The organism is Bacteroides acidifaciens (assembly GCF_024623065.1).
GTDB lineage: Bacteria > Bacteroidota > Bacteroidia > Bacteroidales > Bacteroidaceae > Bacteroides > Bacteroides acidifaciens.
The window spans coordinates 49665-63283 of sequence record NZ_JANJZR010000023.1 but is presented as its reverse complement, the minus strand read 5'-3'; the positions used below and the strand labels follow the sequence as shown (position 1 = coordinate 63283).

The following is a 13619-nucleotide window of genomic DNA, read 5'->3' as shown; positions in this document are numbered from 1 at the left end:
CTAAACTTATCAAAGAACTCTTTGGCATAGTGACAGAAGCCGCTTAGCCAATATGTTGAATTTTTAACGGACTATTATTCTATAAACGTTTCAAAAAAGAACGTCCTGATGTAGTCAAGCCCCTAAAGCAAATCCTTAAAGAACAGGAAATAAAGGCTAAAGCAAAAAAGAAGGACAAAGAAATACGGCGTAAAGAACGTGAGCAGAAACAGGCTGATAACGGAACGGATGAAGTTCTTCCATCCAATCCACAACTCCGAACAGCAGAATAAAAGCCATATTATTATCGACAAAAAGATTGTTCCCATTCCTTCGGAACCGGAACAATCTACACAAAACCGCAGAAAAGTGTTGTACAAGCAAGCGTGATGAACCACTCATTGGCCAGTACAACACCTTTCTTTTTCCCGGTTTCAAAATAGAAAAGTTTTATTTTGTGTCTATCCGTTTTTTACTTTCAGACTTCCTCAAAGGCAATATCCATTGCATTGTAATGATCGCCGTCATTCACGCTCAACGCAGCAACAAGGCTGTTCAAAGTCCTAACTGCGTCCAAACGCTTTTCTGTATTACTTTCATCCAAATTACTCAAGACATCTATCGCACAGGTCAAATGTCCTTTCATTTCTTGCAATGTAGATAAACTCTGAATGGGTAACAGATAGAAAAGTCCATCTTCTGAAGACCGGACTATTCCTTTCAAGGAAGTCGATTGTAGATCCATAATCATAAGGTTATTATATAAATTGACGTAACACTGTCGGACACTACGTTCGAGGTATCGCCAAACACCCAGTGCAAAGTGAACCGACAGGTTACGTCAAAGTATAACCTACCCGGTTCATTTACCTTCACACTTTTGAAATTGGCGATTTCCGAACGTTGGTAAACGAACACATTACACGATGCTACTTGCATCGCAAACACAAAGGTAGAAATTTTTCCGCATTAACATCGCTTTCTGTATAAAGGATTTATAGCACAACAGTTTTAAGTAATGTTTAGGATTAACTTCCTATGGGGTATTTCTCTCGCTGTTTTCAATAGACATCACTCCACATTTAAAGCAAAGAAGCGAATTAAGCTAACTTATTCAAGTGCAAAGGTACTTCGGGTTCTTAACGAAAAAACAAGGTCAAGCCGTTCCGGTTTTGAAAAAAATCTTCCCTGCGCCATAAATGGCACGAGGTATTTTTTCCAAAAACCTTGTTTTTCCTGAACCCTACCTTTTGATGCACATGAAATAAGTCAGCTCAACTCGTCAATGCATAAAAAAAATGTCGTGATTATGAAAACAGCAAGAGAAATACATAACGGAAATAAGAACAGACTCAATCTGCCTCTGCATAAATGGCTTGGCTGGTCGGTTCGGCTCTTCCTTTCAGGCTTCTGTTGGAATATGTACGGAGGTCGTCTTTTAGCGTGGTTTATCGGTTTGTGGCTTGCAAAGGAGCTGATGACAGGCGTGTTCCGTTTTGTATGGGGTTGCCTGATTGCCATGCTTTCCTTTGCTATCATAGTCGGGATTATCATTTGGTTATTAATATCTTAATACATACAGTTATGACAATGGATATTACAAAATCAGTAGCGTTCACCGGACATCGTTCGGAACGTATCCACCAAGTCGGTATGCTACATCTTTATCTGGATATAGTTTCGCAAGTAAGAAGGTTGTATGGTTTGGGCTACCGATACTTTCTAAGCGGAATGGCAGAAGGCTTTGATCTGCTTGCAGCCCAAACTGTAGCCGACCTCAAAGCAGAATACACGGACATTCGACTCATTGCCGTTGTACCGTTCCGCCATCAGTCAAACAGATACCGACCGGAGAATAAATCTTTATACGATCGGATAATGAAAACTGCCGATAAAGCGGTTATTCTCCGGGAAGATTACCGCAAAGGCTGCTTCCACCACAGGAACGATTACCTGATTGACAACTCCGAAATTGTGTTAGCCTATTGGGACAAGCAACCCTATGGAGGTACTTATTATACCATAGGAAAAGCACAAATGATAAACAGAATCATTATAAACCTTTATAAATAAAGCCTTATGAAACGATACAGCAAGACAGTCGCACAGCAGTGCAGATATTACGAGGTAAGCAACATTTTTGAGTACATGGTGGAAACTTACCTGAATGGCAACATCACCACTTTTGGAGAGCTTTACCGAGAGTTGTGCAAAGAAGCGAGAAAAGATTTTGTCGACTTCCTTCTCAGTGAGGTAGAGCCGATATACTGGAGAGAAATTTTGAAAATGACTGTCTAATAAATAAATCTGAAAATATGAACGTAACATTTGAAACCGTAATTTGTGCATGGGATGAAAAAATCCCTGCACTCCTTATCCAACTGGTAAATACCCTTCTCTTTTGCCGGACAGAAGAAGAACTCCGCCAATCTATTGATAAACTTCGGGAAACGACCGAACTGGACGAGTATTTCACTTACGGCTACGGTTCACACCATTTCTGGTGCAACCAGCGCATTTCCAAAGGGAATGTACTGTTCATCCAAAGTCGGCTATTCATTGCAGAATTTTAACCCTCTAACATATAGATGATATGAAACCAATATCTCAAATGACACGAGAAGAGAAATTGCAGGAGATTATAGAATACAATCCTTGCAGGATAGAGCGTAATGCAGTCCTCCGTTACTTGTTAGCGGTACGCCGTAACGATACGGAACAAATCGCTTATTTCGAGAGTTTTGGAAAGAGTGTACGCCACATCATACTCAACGTGCGCACGTATGAAAGAGGGTTAATTTTCGGCTATATTGGCAAGCAGTTCAACGAACATGGTTGGATAAATGGCATGTTACCGATAGTAGAGGATATCAAATTGGACACATTCAACACAATCCACATCGGACAATCCATTGACGGAACGTATGCGGTAACCATCAATTGGTGTACCGGCACAGCCGGAGGCGGTAGCCACCCGTCCGTTTGGGATGAACCTGTCAGAGATTATAAAGAAGCTGTCCGGCAAGGAATCCGCTTGTTGGAGCAACAATACAATAAAGCGGAACATAGCTCTGATTCTGACAGAGGCAATTATAACCCGAATATTATCCGCAACCTGAAAAGTAAATTACTGGAACTCAAACGGCAATACACCCAACCCCGACAATTAAGTCTGTTTTAATATTCATGAACCATAAAATCCATAAGTTATGACAACGAAAATGAACAAGAACGGAGTTTCAACCTGCAAGGCAGGTGAGAAATATGAAAAATTCCAAATGACCATAGGACGGAAAAAGCGCACATTCTACCATTATGATTACAGGGATACGGCAGACAATGAACTTTTCTCCTGTGTAAAGCCTACATTGGAAGAGTGCAGGCGATTGTGTAATGAATGGCTTAAAAAGAAAGAGGATAGGAAATAATACAGAAACAAGCTCCCTTTACCGGCTTCCATTCCGGTAAAGGGAGCTATCTCATTAGTTTTCATTCAGGTTCGGTTCTTCCACGCCGTGTGGATGCAGACAACGTACCAACATATTTCTTCATGTCATCAGCCATCCGGCTCTCCTCATATCTGGAACGGTTCAGATTCTCAAACACGATCTGTTTTGGAAGGACTTTCCAACAAAAGTAACTTGATCTGAAATAGGCGGCATTCTTTTCCGTAAATTGAATACGCTTGTCAAACAACAACATCTGCATCTCCTTTTCCCGGAACAAGCGAGCTGGCGCACTGCTGTTCAACCATAGGTTGGAAAGCAGTAACGCAAACGGTTTGCCGAGTGCAAGGCAGCGTGCCACAACCTTCTGCTTGATACTGAACGGCGGATTGGAAACAATCAGATCCCATTCTTCCGGCTCGTAAACGAAGAAGTCCTCACTGGTAAGGATATGGGAGTGAACCACCCTGATACCGGCGGCTTTCAACGCCAACACATATTCACTATGTTCCGTATCAAACGGACACCAGACGATTTTATTTCCGGGTATATATTTAATTATAGGAGCCACCGCATAAGCCGGCGTGTACTGCTCGTCGCTGCTTTTTTTCAGAGTATATCCGGCATAGATCATTCGGTATCCTCCTTTTTATCGTCCACTTCATTGTTAAAAGCAAAAGACTTTTGCACAATCTGACCGAAGGAATCAAGAATGTAAATATCTATTTTCTGTTGGTCTGTGTCAAGTGACTTGTAATAGAGCCTGAATGTTTCTTCCGGCAACGGATACAGGTCATTCGGCAACAAAACCGTACCGTCCTCCATGCGAAGTTCCCCTTTGCCTGTCGGTTGGAAATACCTGATAAAGTATTTAGTATCCTGATACTTACCGCTTCTTATGAGCTGGCAACGAATTTCCGCTTCCTCGCCCTTTACGATTGTCGTCTGCACCGGCAAGGTCGCCAAATCAAACTCATACACCTGCTGAACGTCCAATTTGTCAGAACAGGCGGTTACACAAATCACGCCGATAAGCGTGAATGCAACAATAAACAATGTTTCTATCATATTTTTCATACACATTAAAAAATTAATCGTTTAAGACTGTGTTTCTTCTGATTCGTTCCGCTATGGTACGTACCACCGGCACGCTTACAGCATTGCCAAGCATCGCATACCGGTTGGCTCGTGAGATTGTACCCACTTTCTCATTGAAAATTCCATATCTGGTAAAATCATCGGGAAAACCTTGCAAGCGTTCACATTCCACCTCCGTCAGCATACGGATTCGGGCTTTCTGATCTTCGGTCGGTTGTTCGTTAAAAGTTTCTCCCGGTTTCAGGTTTATCAGATAGTTACCTAAATTAGGTTGTTTGTAGTAGTTACGTGTTATCGTTCCGCAGGCACGGGGATAAACCGTGTCTTTCCTGCACGGAGGATTCCCTCCACCCGGCGCCGGGAAAGGAAATACATCTCCGGTACATCGGTCTGCAACACGTCCGACAAGGTAGATTCTCTCTCTGTTTTGGGGTAGAAACCATGCCGTATTAAACAATTGCCATTCAAGTCGATAACCGCCAATGTCGGTAAACGCTTTGATAATGCTCCAAAAATCTGATCGATGCTTTGCGAAGAAGACTCCCTTAACATTCTCCCAGATAAAAACGTCAGGTCTGAATCTCCTGACGGCTTCGACAGCATACCAGACAAGGGAACTTGCCCCTCCACGCAGTCCGCTACCGTCGCCGACTGAACTAAAATTCTGGCAAGGACTTCCGAAAGTGATGATGTCGGGATATTCGATTCTCGCTGTTCCGATTTCTGTAACCGATCCGATATGTTCCGCATAAGGAAAATTGTATTTGAAGTTGGCGATTGCATTTTTTTCTATCTCCGAGAAATATACTTTCTCAAACGAGTATCCGGCAGCCTGCAATCCTTTACTAAAGCCACCAATACCCGAAAATAATTCCAAAAGAACCATGCCCTAATTAATTATAAATTTCAGTCCCACCCCGAATTGGAAGTGAAAATGCCCGCTGTCATTTCCCCAAAGACAACGCTCACGGGCATGGAACAGCAATACTACTTGATTGGTAAGATAGGTTTCTATCTCCAGTGATACAGCACCTCCATAGATAAACGCATCCCCGGCACGCAAGCGTGAGCCGTCGAACAGCGTACTTGTACCCCAATTCACGGTTTCATATCCCGCCAACGCCGAAGCACCGGCATAGCAGAGGAACACCTTGTTGGCATCCGAGAGGAAATTATAATAATAACCGCCTTCCGCAGTGAATTGGGAAATCGGGACACGTATGTCCTTGTATGGGTAATACTTTTGGAGATACTCACCCCCGAATACCCACTTATGGCAACCGTTCACATACCTGTCCATCCCCAGCCCGAAATGGTAACCCAGCTCGTTACGCTTGTCCACCGTATGAAAACCGTCCGTCATGCCGGCAGTAATACGCAACCCTCTTATTCCGGGCAGACAACGTTGGGCATGTGCCTTGTCCGTCAGGACAAAGCACAAAAACATACATATAATAATAGATAGCCTTTTCATCTTATTTCACCTTTAGCTCGTTAATAACTTTAGCACGGATCAACTCGGCATTGGTCAGGATAAACTGCTGATGTCTTCCCCCGTTCTGCTCGTTCATCTCGACAATCAACTGTTTGTCATCCGGCAAGGTAAATTTAGGTAAGGTAAATACTGTCCGTTCATTGCTTTTTCCATGAACTGTCGTCACATAGTTGAAAGCACGAAGCGGCACAATAACCTGCTCCTGAATGGCAGTACGTTTTGCCACCTTTTTATCCACCACCTTAAAGGTGATGAAGTCAATGGAGAATGGCACGTTGGAAGCGTTCTTCAGTTCCGTATGGAAATAAAGCAGACCGTTGTGTGTATAAATTCCCTTCAAAATATATTGGATACCGAAACGTTTACAGCCGATATACTTCACCAGACGCTTGTTATTGTCATAAACGGACTTCATGATCAGCCGTACCAATAGCGGTGACTCGTTGCCGAGTTCTGTAAGATAGATTTCCTGCGAGTTGTTCGGTCGGTTCACTGCCTCGCCATCGTGGATGAAGTCTTTCATCTCGATATTCAATTTGGTCGGTTCGTCCGCATACTTCACGTTGAACGTATAATAGCTGCCATCGTCCGTGATCACCGCCAGATTGGTTTCACGTGAGAAGTCCCTCAATGCCGCTTTCACCCGAAGCACGTTCTCCGAACCATCCGCTTTACCAGCAAGAATATCCGCTGATCCTAAATCCACATACTTGATAGCCGCCGGGAAGATAAGATGTACTGTTTTATTAAATGTTACCTCCAAAGCGTATGGAGGGATCATCCGATCAAATGTCACCGGTCGTGTCAACCCGTCAAACAAATCACCGGTGGACGGACTGCGTCTTGCATTCTCCTTATCCGATAGTGGCATGGTTTCCGTTTCTTCGGAATCCGCTATTTTTTCCGTGTTATTTTCTGTCTTTTCCACTTTCACGTTTTTTTGTGCATAAGCACCGGTCATACCAATGGCAAAAGCCATCATTAAAATTACTCTTTTCATGCTTGTTATTTTTGTTGATAATAAATTGGATTTGAATAGTTTATTGTCTTGACACGAGCAACAGCTCATAGTCCGCCTTCAAAGTCGCTTTGGCAGTTCTGAATTTTGTGGAAAGATATTGCGACGCACCCTGTATCACTCCTTTGCCTAAGTCCGCAGCGAACTGCGCACCGGCATTGGTGGAAATATTAATGCTGCTTCCCATTGTCGAACCCATGTTAGCCGCCATCTCCTTGACAGCGGTAAGCTCTTGCGATCCCCTGACCTCAATGCCCTTCATGCCTCTCGTGTCATAAGCGTCCAGCTCCACCGGCAGGATTGTTCCTTGAAAAGCAACCGAAGAAACAGTGATCTCCATACGCTCACCGCTGATTTTCGCCGTGCCGGTCAGTATCGTGTTAGCGGGTATATACAACTCTCCGGCCTGTACTGGCTCTAACAAGCGGAGTCCCACCTCCTGACCATCGTTGCCCGCAACCGTTACCGTCTTGTACACGCAGGCACGGATACCATTCTTCTCCGTGCGGTTTAGGGTTGTCCCTACCGTGTAGAACCCCATGTTTCTGGGCTTGCTGTATTGTTGGGTGAACTCTTCATCGGACAGGGGTGTGGCCAATAGGCTGACCACCTGTTCCGCTACCTGTGTAACTGGACAGACCGGAGTTTTACCCGTAGAGGAAGACACGGTGACTTGTTTGGCTTCGCCACCACCGCCCGGCATGTACCTTGCAGCCATCTCATAGGATTTCTCCATCAGCCGAAGTTGTTCCTCGCCGTTTTCCCTCGCCTTGCGCTCTTCCTCCGCTTGACGCTCCAGTTCCTGAATACGCCATTCCAGTTCCAGCGTTTTCTGATCATCTCCCTCAGGTCGTGTTTCATAGAAACTACCCAACTGCCGGTTGATGTCTTGATAGGCATTGGCGGAGGAACGGATAGACGAACCGTCATTGTTCGTGTTTTCTTTCGTAAGGAATACTTCATCCGTCATCGGCTCTTCCCGTTCCAATGACACCGCCAGATCCTGAAGCGTGTTCATTTTTTCCCTTTGCCTCTTTTCAAAGTCACTTTGTTCGTAGGCGGTCTTTTTATCCGACAACAACCCTTTGTCCTCCGGCATCGGAACGTCCACGTTAAATCCTTCCCTTAATGGCTCGTCACGGTCTGAAGGAGCGAATATCAGCCACATCGCTCCCAGAAACACGAGAAAGAACAGTGGATACACGAGCATCTTCTTCCGTCTGCGTATCTCTTCCGGAGTCAGAGGCTTGACTTCTTTTTTATCCTTTTCCGCTTTTTGCCCCTTCTTTTCCGCCTTTTCAGGCTTTGTAGCGTTCGTCGGTTGCCGGTCCTGATTTCTTAGGTTCTCCATAATCTACCTGATTTTTAATGTTTATACTATCCTTATTTATTCCCCTATGCAGTTCCATCTGCCTGAGATGCTCTATTTGCAATTGTTCTCCCTCACGCTTGCCGATATGGTATATTGAAGATACCGTCATGTATATCGACAAACAGCCGAAGCCGATGAGCATAACCACTACGCAGATGAGCCGTACATCGGGCGACATCCGTCCGCACAGATAGCGGAGTCCGTCGTCTATCCTGTCAGGCACGTACCTGATCCATTTCTTCAATCGGTTCATTCTTCGTTTTTTTTAGTTATCGTTCAATGGTTCTCAAATCCCTGTTCTCCAAAATATTGAATTGTTCCATCGTAAAGCCATGCGGATTATTGTCCGACCTGACCGAGTTCAACAGCCGGCAACGGGTGACAAGGCTTCGTTCCGTGATGTTACTTGACCTGACGAGCGACTGCCGTGCGTAAGTCGTCACCACGTATGGATAATGATTGAAGTCGCACGCCACACTGTCCACCCGGATGCTTTGGTTAATATTTGCGGAAATGATCCGGTTATAATACCCCTTTTCCTCCCAGTCCTTATAGTAACGGAACGCACTCTCATCGCACAGGAATAACGCGCGGCGGATATTCGATTCGATAGCCGCCTTGTCGGGTGACAAAGTGAAAAACAGTTCATGAAAACGCCGGATATGTTCTTTCGCCTCCACCGGCCGGTTCTGTGAAAGGTCTTGGGAAAGAGCCAATATCAAGGACTTCCCATTGTCCAGCACATAGATCTTCTCCCTTTGCCGTTCGGCAAACCGATAGGAACTCCAAAGCGCATAGCCGGTAACCAGCGCACAGAGCGAAACGAACACGATACCCATCGTACGGATTTGCCGGAAGCTCGTTTCTATATTTTTCAAACTTTTAAATTCCATATATTCCAAGATTTTGCTTTGATTTATTTTCCTCTTAGCTTACCGGCCACATGACCGACAGAAGCACCCGTGACCGCAGCTGCCGCACGTCCGCCCTTCATCGACCAAGAGTTCACCTGCTTGCCATAGTTTCCGGCGCCCGATGCCTGAATCACCCATGTCGATACAGTCGGAATAGTGAAATATCCCACAATGGCTATCAGCATGAAGATGATATAAGCGGAATTACTTACGTCGGGTACATAGGTAGGATCACTCAGTGCAGCGATGTCTTTCTCGATCATCAATACCTGAATCCTTGCCAACACGGAACTGAACAAGTCGGATATAGGCAACCATAGATAAATGCTGACATACTGGCAAATCCATTGGATCATCGTATTGTGGAAACCATCGTACACAGATATGGCGAACGACAGGGGTCCCAAAATACTCAACACAATCAGGAAGAAGGTTCTTAGCGTGTCCAGTATCAGCGATACTGACTGGAACAGCAGTTCCAGAAAACTTCGGAAGAAATTACTCATGCTCTGCTTGGCCTGATATTTGATGCGTTCCATCGCCATGCCCGCCATTGCTTTCAAATCCGAAGGCGACCATCCCAGATCCTCGATCTGACGTTCATATTCCTCATTATCGACCAGATACGCTGTTTCCGGATTCCTTTTCATCGCCTCGTATTCCAGCTTCTGCCGCTTCTCGGAATACTCCCGTATGCTCAGCGTCTGACCTTCCATGATACCGTGACATCCGGTAACCACCGGACTCATGATCCCGTTGATAGTCCCCAGAACGAATGCAGGAAAGAACATGATGCACGCTCCCAAACAAAAAGGTCTGAAAAGCGGGTAAATGTCAATCGGCTCGGCTCTCGAAAGAGCCTGCCACACCCGTGAGGCCACGTAAAACAACGCACCCAGCGCAGCCACTCCGGTTGCCACTCCCGTGATGTCCGAACAGAGTGGCATCATCTCGTCATAAAGGTTACGCAACACTTCGTGAAGGTTGCTGAAAGTTTCTTCGCCTGCCATGTCACCAGTATCTTTGATTGTCCGTTCCGTACAAGTCCAGCACCCTTTGGGTATCGTTCTTCTTTTTTGCACGCAGGTAAGAGATACCGATGTTCCGGTTTGTGTAATACCTGACCAGATTACGTTGGTTCCTCACGTCACGATACACACGGTCGATCACGTCCATGCGTTCTTTATCCGTCATGGAAAGACCGGTGGCAGTCACAACGGTCTTCATCTCGTTCAGCATACCGCTACTCTCTTCCAGCATCTTCGCATACCCGGAAGCGATTGCCGAAAGCTCGTCCGGCGTATAGTTCTCGTCCGTCAGCATTTTCTGGAAAGAATTTACATAGATGTCCGATATTTCACCGACCAGAAGAACGGTCTGCTGTACCTTGCGGGCATCCTTCACCAGATTGTTAACCGCTTTCAAAGCGTCATAATAACGCTTTCCCTGTTCGTAGATCTTGACAGTTTCCTGAAAATTCTTCACCATATTTTCTGCCGTCGTCGTGGTTTGCAACACGTTACGGGTTGTATTCACGATGCTTTGTGCAAGGTTCGAGGGATCGAATGTTACCCATTGTGCTTTTACCGTCATAGTCGAACAAAGCAGCCCGACCAGACAAACAGCCATTATTCGTTTCATGTCTTTTAAAATTTTAATGTTAAATAAATCAGATAGTTGTTGCTGCCATTTTACAGGAGAACCGAAGTTCTCCCTTTTCCTTATGAATCATCCGCGCGTATATATATCCCTTCGGTAGCCAGCACCAGACGGTCTTCCTCCCGGTCATAAGCGAGCTGTACCCTTCCCAGCAGGTCTGCCCAGATGATGCCGCCACTTCGGTGGATTGTACCGACCACCACCGCATCAAGGTGGTAGATCAGGGCAATCCTGTATGCGCCACCATCACGGAATACTGTGACGGGCGGTGATTTGCGGTTGCTCTTCCACTCCCCACATATCCAGTAGAGCGGAAACAAGTTCTCATACTCCATAGGCATTAGGTATTTCAGAGCTTTGGGCTCGTTTCTTTTCCGCAAGCCTCTTGATAGCCAGCTCGATGTTGCCGTCCAACTGTTCCGCCAGTTGTTCCACTTCCACCTTCTCGCTCTCTTCAGTCGTGTAGCACATATATTCCTCAAGCGATACCTCTGTAGCGTACACCGTTGACTGTACGCCTCCCAATCCGAACCATACCTCCTTGTATTTGCGTTGCGGATCATTGGACATGTTCACCGACAGGATTTGTGCCTTCTCCTTGTCCGTCAGACCGAGCAGGGACTGTATCTGCGAGAACTTGTTAAGATACTTCCTTTGGTCAAGCAAAATCTTGCAATCGCTATTGTTCACAATGGACTCCTTCACGATAGGCGAGGAAATGATGTCATCGACTTCTTGCGTCACGACAACCGCTTCTCCATAAAATTTGCGGACAGTCTTAAATAGATAGCGGATATAATCCGCCATCCCCTCCTTGGCGATAGCCTTGCCGGGTAGGTCAGGGGCATTACTGCCCCTTTCCCCCCTCAGAACCGTACGTGAAAGTTTCCAATCATACGGCTCAAGCAGTGTTAAATTTCTATTTAATAGAAACCAGCTCATAGTTACATCTTATTAGTTTGAATGACTTTTCTTCTACAACTGTCATGTAGCAGATTATTTACTTTCTTGCCGTTGACTATTTGTTGGGAAGTTCCCCAAGGATGTTCCTTGTCTATGGGTTTACCACATACGGGACATAAATGGTCCTGTCTTTCCCACATGTACAGCAATGATTTTCTGCCGTTGAGCGACTGTAGCATCTTGTAAGTCTTGCGCTTTTCAAAATACTCTGTCCATTCGGGGGCAAAGGGATTTGCTTCACCTTTTACCTTGACATATCGGGTAATCTTTGTGTCATACAGCCTTTTCAGAGCAATCCTGTCATCAGTCTTGCCTTTCTTGAAGTTTGCCACGAAGCACCAGTTACGGTTCTTTACCCGTGTAAAGTATCGGTCGGCAATCCAATATTTGCCTTTCTTGGGGTGTCGTCTCTTAGCCCATTGCCATAACTTTTCAAATATCAGGTAGTCAGCTTTTCTGAATGTGTCAGAAGCCACACAATTCTTGTAGTAGTTTACCCAGCCTGTTATCACAGGATTCAAGAGCCTTATAAGTGATTCCTGTTTGCTTCCTTTATTGGAATCGATGACTCCCCGGATTTTCTGCATGAATTTCTTCAGGCTCTTTTTGGACGGTTTGATAAGAAGCACTCCTTTGTATTTCCGGATATTGTACCCGAGAAAATCAAATCCGTCATCAATGTGTGTAATCTTTGTTTTCTCTTCCGACAGGGTTAATCCCCTTTCTTGGAGAAAGTCCACTACTAACGGTTTGATTTCTTCCAAAGCTTCCTTACTTCTACCCGTGATGATAAAATCATCCGCATAACGTACAAGATGTACTTTGGGATAGTAGGTCGTTTTCCTGTTTACAAATTTCTTGTGATACTTCTCTGCAAGCATAGTTTGCAGTCCGTCCAGTGTCATATTCGCAAGAGTTGGTGAAATGATACCGCCCTGTGGAGTACCCTCTTCCGTGGGGAATAGCTCCTTGTTGAAGACGAAACCGCATTTGAGCCATTTCCGTAGCATCACTTTATCCATAGGGATATTGTTCAGCAGCCATTCGTGGCTGATGTGGTCGAAACAACCTTGGATGTCACCCTCCATAATCCATTCGGGAGAAGCTTTCTTTGCAAGGACACAAAAACATTGTTCCCTTGCATCTCCGGTACTTCTCTCTTTACGGAAACCGTAGGAATTACTGTCCGCAGTTGTTTCCGATACAGGTTCCAACGCAAGCAGGTATAATGCCTGCATAGCCCTATCTTTCATTGTCGGGATACCTAAAGGACGTAGTTTCCCGTTACTCTTTTTGATATTGACCCTTTTTAACGGCTGGGGCTTGTAGCCTCTTCTTTTCAGTTCACCGATAGCCTTGAATCTGGCATTGGGAGTTGACCATTTCACCTTGTCAACGCCTGCGGTGTCACTGCCACTGTTTGATGTAACACGCTTTACGGCTAAAGCCTTAGCGTAAAACGAATGCGTCAGCACCCACTGCAAGGATTTCACCCTGCCGTGTTTGCCCGCCTTTTGAGCTTTTACAATACGTGCTTGTAGCTTATTAACCGCTATCTCACACTTGTTCCAGTCTATGATTTCCCAAGTGCTCCATTTACGGTCAGTAGATGCACACGATGTTTTAATTTCGTTCATTTGCTTTTCTCCTTTAATAAGTTCTATAAGTTTCTTGT

The 13619-nt window shown here is 45.2% G+C and carries 19 protein-coding genes and 3 pseudogenes; 8 read left to right on the top strand and 14 right to left on the bottom strand.

Going from position 1 to position 13619, the window contains the following annotated elements; all coding sequences use genetic code 11:
- Positions 1 to 74 precede the first annotated feature (74 nt).
- Together NSB03_RS20760 and NSB03_RS09215 are read left to right on the top strand one after the other, a co-directional pair.
- Positions 75 to 272, top strand: a pseudogene (locus NSB03_RS20760) (hypothetical protein); the annotation flags it as partial.
- Positions 199 to 369, top strand: a complete 171-nt coding sequence (locus tag NSB03_RS09215) for a hypothetical protein (RefSeq protein ID WP_257466346.1) — start codon at positions 199 to 201, stop codon at positions 367 to 369. The pseudogene NSB03_RS20760 and the gene NSB03_RS09215, both read left to right, overlap by 74 nt.
- 88 nt (positions 370 to 457) lie before the next feature.
- Here the strand turns inward: NSB03_RS09215 and NSB03_RS09210 are convergent, their stop codons facing one another.
- Positions 458 to 724, bottom strand: a complete 267-nt coding sequence (locus tag NSB03_RS09210) for a hypothetical protein (protein WP_128824280.1) — start codon at positions 722 to 724, stop codon at positions 458 to 460.
- A gap of 564 nt (positions 725 to 1288) precedes the next feature.
- On the opposite strand from NSB03_RS09210, the gene NSB03_RS09205 reads away from it, so the two are divergent.
- From NSB03_RS09205 to NSB03_RS09180, 6 genes are read left to right on the top strand one after another with little or no spacing between them, the layout of a single operon-like run.
- Positions 1289 to 1552, top strand: coding sequence for a hypothetical protein (locus NSB03_RS09205; protein WP_024986835.1), 264 nt, complete (start codon positions 1289 to 1291; stop codon positions 1550 to 1552).
- An 11-nt stretch (positions 1553 to 1563) separates the two neighbouring features.
- Positions 1564 to 2052 (top strand): SLOG family protein, encoded by a 489-nt coding sequence (locus NSB03_RS09200; RefSeq protein ID WP_024986834.1) that lies wholly within the window; start codon positions 1564 to 1566, stop codon positions 2050 to 2052.
- 6 nt (positions 2053 to 2058) lie between these two features.
- Positions 2059 to 2277, top strand: coding sequence for a hypothetical protein (locus NSB03_RS09195; protein WP_024986833.1), 219 nt, complete (start codon positions 2059 to 2061; stop codon positions 2275 to 2277).
- A 17-nt stretch (positions 2278 to 2294) separates the two neighbouring features.
- Entirely contained in the window at positions 2295 to 2552 is a 258-nt protein-coding gene (locus NSB03_RS09190; RefSeq protein WP_024986832.1) for a DUF8466 domain-containing protein, read from the top strand.
- Between the two features lie 20 nt (positions 2553 to 2572).
- Positions 2573 to 3160 (top strand): hypothetical protein, encoded by a 588-nt coding sequence (locus NSB03_RS09185; RefSeq protein ID WP_024986831.1) that lies wholly within the window; start codon positions 2573 to 2575, stop codon positions 3158 to 3160.
- Positions 3161 to 3188: 28 nt separating this feature from the next.
- Entirely contained in the window at positions 3189 to 3407 is a 219-nt protein-coding gene (locus NSB03_RS09180) for a DUF3873 family protein (RefSeq protein WP_024986830.1), read from the top strand.
- Between the two features lie 61 nt (positions 3408 to 3468).
- Here the strand turns inward: NSB03_RS09180 and NSB03_RS09175 are convergent, their stop codons facing one another.
- The 13 genes and pseudogenes from NSB03_RS09175 to ltrA form a co-directional block, all read right to left on the bottom strand.
- Positions 3469 to 4059, bottom strand: a complete 591-nt coding sequence (locus NSB03_RS09175) for a hypothetical protein (RefSeq protein ID WP_024986829.1) — start codon at positions 4057 to 4059, stop codon at positions 3469 to 3471.
- Entirely contained in the window at positions 4056 to 4502 is a 447-nt protein-coding gene (locus tag NSB03_RS09170) for a DUF3872 domain-containing protein (RefSeq protein WP_024986828.1), read from the bottom strand. The genes NSB03_RS09175 and NSB03_RS09170 overlap by 4 nt, the downstream gene beginning before the upstream one ends.
- A 13-nt stretch (positions 4503 to 4515) precedes the next feature.
- On the bottom strand, positions 4516 to 5409 hold the full coding sequence (locus tag NSB03_RS09165; protein WP_227805475.1) for a DNA cytosine methyltransferase: 894 nt from the start codon (positions 5407 to 5409) through the stop codon (positions 4516 to 4518).
- A 3-nt stretch (positions 5410 to 5412) separates the two neighbouring features.
- Complete coding sequence (locus NSB03_RS09160) at positions 5413 to 5997, bottom strand: conjugal transfer protein TraO (protein WP_024986827.1); 585 nt, start codon at positions 5995 to 5997, stop codon at positions 5413 to 5415.
- 1 nt (position 5998) lies between these two features.
- Positions 5999 to 6847 (bottom strand): annotated as a pseudogene (traN, locus tag NSB03_RS09155) (conjugative transposon protein TraN); the annotation flags it as partial.
- A 211-nt stretch (positions 6848 to 7058) separates the two neighbouring features.
- Positions 7059 to 8387: a conjugative transposon protein TraM gene (gene traM / locus NSB03_RS09150; RefSeq protein ID WP_024986825.1), complete on the bottom strand. Its 1329-nt coding sequence runs from the start codon at positions 8385 to 8387 to the stop codon at positions 7059 to 7061.
- Positions 8335 to 8661 carry a TraL conjugative transposon family protein gene (locus tag NSB03_RS09145; RefSeq protein WP_024986824.1) on the bottom strand — a complete coding sequence of 109 codons (327 nt, stop codon included), beginning with the start codon at positions 8659 to 8661 and terminating at the stop codon, positions 8335 to 8337. The genes traM and NSB03_RS09145 overlap by 53 nt, the downstream gene beginning before the upstream one ends.
- 16 nt (positions 8662 to 8677) lie before the next feature.
- Complete coding sequence (traK, locus tag NSB03_RS09140; protein ID WP_024986823.1) at positions 8678 to 9301, bottom strand: conjugative transposon protein TraK; 624 nt, start codon at positions 9299 to 9301, stop codon at positions 8678 to 8680.
- A 23-nt stretch (positions 9302 to 9324) separates the two neighbouring features.
- The gene (gene traJ, locus NSB03_RS09135) at positions 9325 to 10332 is read right to left on the bottom strand and encodes a conjugative transposon protein TraJ (RefSeq protein WP_024986822.1); all 1008 of its coding nucleotides are present in this window, start codon (positions 10330 to 10332) and stop codon (positions 9325 to 9327) included.
- 1 nt (position 10333) lies between these two features.
- Positions 10334 to 10963 carry a DUF4141 domain-containing protein gene (locus NSB03_RS09130; RefSeq protein WP_024986821.1) on the bottom strand — a complete coding sequence of 210 codons (630 nt, stop codon included), beginning with the start codon at positions 10961 to 10963 and terminating at the stop codon, positions 10334 to 10336.
- Between the two features lie 80 nt (positions 10964 to 11043).
- A complete protein-coding gene (locus NSB03_RS09125; RefSeq protein ID WP_024986820.1) occupies positions 11044 to 11316 on the bottom strand; it encodes a DUF3876 domain-containing protein in 273 nt (90 codons plus the stop codon).
- A pseudogene (locus NSB03_RS09120) lies at positions 11306 to 11812 on the bottom strand (TraG family conjugative transposon ATPase); the annotation flags it as partial. The pseudogene NSB03_RS09120 and the gene NSB03_RS09125, both read right to left, overlap by 11 nt.
- A 113-nt stretch (positions 11813 to 11925) precedes the next feature.
- Entirely contained in the window at positions 11926 to 13581 is a 1656-nt protein-coding gene (gene ltrA, locus NSB03_RS09115; RefSeq protein WP_257466344.1) for a group II intron reverse transcriptase/maturase, read from the bottom strand.
- Between the last annotated feature and the right edge of the window lie 38 nt (positions 13582 to 13619).

What these genes read in the sequence shown, in the direction of transcription:
- NSB03_RS09160 (WP_024986827.1), bottom strand. Translation starts at nt 5,997, where the DNA reads ATGAAAAGGCTATCTATTATTATATGTATGTTTTTGTGCTTTGTCCTG.
- NSB03_RS09200 (WP_024986834.1), top strand. Translation starts at nt 1,564, where the DNA reads ATGACAATGGATATTACAAAATCAGTAGCGTTCACCGGACATCGTTCG.
- traK (WP_024986823.1), bottom strand. Translation starts at nt 9,301, where the DNA reads ATGGAATTTAAAAGTTTGAAAAATATAGAAACGAGCTTCCGGCAAATC.
- traM (WP_024986825.1), bottom strand. Translation starts at nt 8,387, where the DNA reads ATGGAGAACCTAAGAAATCAGGACCGGCAACCGACGAACGCTACAAAG.
- NSB03_RS09130 (WP_024986821.1), bottom strand. Translation starts at nt 10,963, where the DNA reads ATGAAACGAATAATGGCTGTTTGTCTGGTCGGGCTGCTTTGTTCGACT.
- ltrA (WP_257466344.1), bottom strand. Translation starts at nt 13,581, where the DNA reads ATGAACGAAATTAAAACATCGTGTGCATCTACTGACCGTAAATGGAGC.
- NSB03_RS09170 (WP_024986828.1), bottom strand. Translation starts at nt 4,502, where the DNA reads ATGAAAAATATGATAGAAACATTGTTTATTGTTGCATTCACGCTTATC.
- NSB03_RS09190 (WP_024986832.1), top strand. Translation starts at nt 2,295, where the DNA reads ATGAACGTAACATTTGAAACCGTAATTTGTGCATGGGATGAAAAAATC.
- NSB03_RS09195 (WP_024986833.1), top strand. Translation starts at nt 2,059, where the DNA reads ATGAAACGATACAGCAAGACAGTCGCACAGCAGTGCAGATATTACGAG.
- NSB03_RS09205 (WP_024986835.1), top strand. Translation starts at nt 1,289, where the DNA reads ATGAAAACAGCAAGAGAAATACATAACGGAAATAAGAACAGACTCAAT.
- NSB03_RS09180 (WP_024986830.1), top strand. Translation starts at nt 3,189, where the DNA reads ATGACAACGAAAATGAACAAGAACGGAGTTTCAACCTGCAAGGCAGGT.
- NSB03_RS09125 (WP_024986820.1), bottom strand. Translation starts at nt 11,316, where the DNA reads ATGGAGTATGAGAACTTGTTTCCGCTCTACTGGATATGTGGGGAGTGG.
- NSB03_RS09185 (WP_024986831.1), top strand. Translation starts at nt 2,573, where the DNA reads ATGAAACCAATATCTCAAATGACACGAGAAGAGAAATTGCAGGAGATT.
- NSB03_RS09210 (WP_128824280.1), bottom strand. Translation starts at nt 724, where the DNA reads ATGGATCTACAATCGACTTCCTTGAAAGGAATAGTCCGGTCTTCAGAA.
- NSB03_RS09165 (WP_227805475.1), bottom strand. Translation starts at nt 5,409, where the DNA reads ATGGTTCTTTTGGAATTATTTTCGGGTATTGGTGGCTTTAGTAAAGGA.
- traJ (WP_024986822.1), bottom strand. Translation starts at nt 10,332, where the DNA reads ATGGCAGGCGAAGAAACTTTCAGCAACCTTCACGAAGTGTTGCGTAAC.
- NSB03_RS09145 (WP_024986824.1), bottom strand. Translation starts at nt 8,661, where the DNA reads ATGAACCGATTGAAGAAATGGATCAGGTACGTGCCTGACAGGATAGAC.
- NSB03_RS09175 (WP_024986829.1), bottom strand. Translation starts at nt 4,059, where the DNA reads ATGATCTATGCCGGATATACTCTGAAAAAAAGCAGCGACGAGCAGTAC.